The organism is Wolbachia endosymbiont of Litomosoides brasiliensis (assembly GCF_013366805.1).
Lineage (GTDB): Bacteria > Pseudomonadota > Alphaproteobacteria > Rickettsiales > Anaplasmataceae > Wolbachia.
In genome coordinates, this window is sequence record NZ_WQMO01000038.1 from 1 (window position 1) to 2887 (window position 2887).

The window sequence follows — 2887 nt, forward strand, 5'->3', positions numbered from 1 at the left end:
TTTTTGCATATTGCGGTGTGCTGTAGACTTGCTGATATTCAAGCTAAATTTTTCTTGGATTCTTATTCTCATTCTCATTTCTTTAACGGTAATATTAGGGTTCTCTTGTACCTATACTTCAACTTATTCAAATTGATTCTGATCCAATCTGGTTTTTCTACAACGTTGAAGGAATTCTGCCCTTGAAATGCAACATGTTTTTGCTACAGCTGTTATACTGTGCTTTTTGTTGCAATTACAGCGTTTAGTTTTTTTGCAACATATACATTATTTTACACTTTCTTCAGCGTTTCTTTTGTTAATTCCACAACTTTTTCACCTAACAATTATTGATTCCAACATCATTAAACATTGCTTTTTACTTACTTCAGTAAGGCTCCTTTTCCATTATTGTCTATCAGTTCCTTGTATAATAGGAATTGGTATAACTACAAACTAAATATTTCTAAATATTTTAAGTTTATTATCTAGCTAATCTACCTTTTCTTGCCACTTTTTTGCTACTATAGTACCAAAAGCACATACTTGTGTAGAAAGACACTATTATAGCTATTGTACCTAAAGCTAACAATTTTCTACTGTCTTCTAAGACCTTTTCCCTATTCTCTTTGTTTGGCTAGCGGTATTGCCATAGATAACTGTAGTGTGACCACCAAGTAAAGAATCAATATAATATTGAATGGTAAATAATTCCAAAAATCTCAACTTCATATTGTGTACATGTACATGTATATGTGTAGTAGAATTGTCCGCCACTTTTTTCATTACACTGATCACTTCCCCTGTTCCGTCTACTATTTAAATCCGAGCATACAAATCCTTTATATAACCTTTCAAAATTTTTCTCATTCTAATCTGAGGCATTTTGTACATCACAAAATTGTAAAAACCCCATAATGTTACTGTTATCACCAGACTTCTTGATAGGCCACAACGTACGCCTTTCCAAAACACTCTTACCCGCTGATATAGACATTTCTCCAAATTAAGGTTAAATTAATAAACATTTATTACAATAAATTAATGCTCTTAATGCTCTCTTATCAAGACAAGATGAGGACAACTTAATGCCCTGTCAATATTCTCTTCACCAGCTCCTTTACTGTCGGTATGTAGCCATTTTTGTAAAACGGATCTTGCTTAAATCTGTACACATTGTGCCCAGAAAACATGAGCTCATTTTCAACATTACCGTCATGTATAATATTTTGCAGTGTCTTTTGTATGCAAAAACTTCGCGGATCTGGCTTTCGCCCAGTTGAATGATTACCATGATCTTTCCAATTACTAAATAAACAATGACTTAAACACCCCATGCAATTGATTTGATCTTGTCTAACCTCTGCAAATTTGTCTGGCGTTACAAAAATAACAGTTGTGTCTGGAGTTCTCATTGCTTCTGTATATCCTGCCTTAGTCCATACATCTGCCAGTTCCTTGTCTTTTGAAGCAAGGTAAATCTTTCTGCCTCTTGCACCAATTACAAATTCACTATCGAACTCTTCGTTGGCATTTTCTGAAAATTTTATTTGACGTGAATTCCGTTCCTGTAACTCACGTATAAAATTATTTCTTACTGCAGATGAGTAAAACCCTGTTGGACTGAATTTATTCAAAAATACATCACCTTCTTCCAAAGTTAACAGCTTCTTTTTCCACTCTGCAGAAATTGGGCTTTCTTTCGTTAAAAGCGGGCGAGTGCCAAATTGAAAAGCTATTGGTCCAATTTGTAGGTTGTCAAACCAATGTTCCCAATCTTTCAAATGCCACACTCCCCCTGCCATAACAATTGGTGTTTCTGAAAGACCAATCTCGTTCATAAAGGACCTAAGTTCTACAACTCTCTCAAATGGAGTTTGTGGTAACTCTGGATCTTCACTATTACTTAATCCGTTATGCCCTCCAGCAAGCCACGGATCCTCATATACCACTCCACCAAGTAAAAAAGAAGATATTTTTTGGTAAGCACGCTTCCACAATGCTTTAAAAGCACGTACCGATGAAATAATAGGATAATAATAAACCTGATACTTGGCTGCAATCTCTCCAAGCCTGTAAGGCATACCGGCACCGCAGGTAATACCATGAACTAAGCCCTTTGCTTTTTCTAATATACCATGAAGTACACGTTCTGCTGCACCCATCTCCCAAAGCACATTCATATGTACTCTTCCACGACCTTTTGATATTTCATTTGCTATTCTCGCCTGACTAATTCCAGCCCCGATACTATATTCAATCAATTCCTCATGTTTTTCATTTCTTGTTTTACCTTTGTAAACCAATGGTACTAACTCACCGTTATCATCAATAAGCTTAGCATTTGCACCGGAAAACGTCCCAACAGCACCTGCTGCTGCAAATGCTCCGCTTGATCTCCCATTACTAATTGCAATACCTTTACCACCCTCGATGATTGGCCATACTTCCTTTCCTGAAATTATCATTTTTTTTATCCTATTTTTCAAAGCTTCCTCGTAATCTTTTGTTCTATTTTACTTGGTTACTAAAAAAATAATAGCTGTTTATTTTCTTTTGACACTATCAGAACCACGCAGCAAACTTGGTTTTCAGCACTAATTCCTATTGCAAAAAGAACAGATAGACAATAATGCAAAAGAAGCCATGCTGATATCAATTTTCATTATTAATAGATCATAAGTTACATTGCAGAGTGAAAAAGAGAGGTAATAAATTCGCACAAAGCGCCTCAAGCAAAGCAATTGTACTATAGATTTTATTATACAAAATGCTCTGTTTTATATATAACCAAAGTCTCTCATAAGATTGAGCTCAGGTGAGTATGTGGTGGGTTGTAACTTCGATACTTTAGGTACCTTTAAATTTTTTAACTTATACTAACTAGCATAATCCGTGACAAGAAAGG

General features: G+C 35.3%; 2 protein-coding genes. One reads left to right on the plus strand and one right to left on the minus strand.

The features are described 5' to 3' along the window. Positions 1–186 (plus strand): hypothetical protein (locus tag GO684_RS06100; protein ID WP_218939052.1); only part of this gene is annotated, 186 nt, incomplete at its 5' end. Between the two features lie 878 nt (positions 187–1064). On the opposite strand, the gene GO684_RS04910 is transcribed toward GO684_RS06100, so the two are convergent. Next, positions 1065–2468 (minus strand): NAD(P)H-dependent flavin oxidoreductase, encoded by a 1404-nt coding sequence (locus GO684_RS04910; protein ID WP_175939408.1) that lies wholly within the window; start codon positions 2466–2468, stop codon positions 1065–1067. Between the last annotated feature and the right edge of the window lie 419 nt (positions 2469–2887).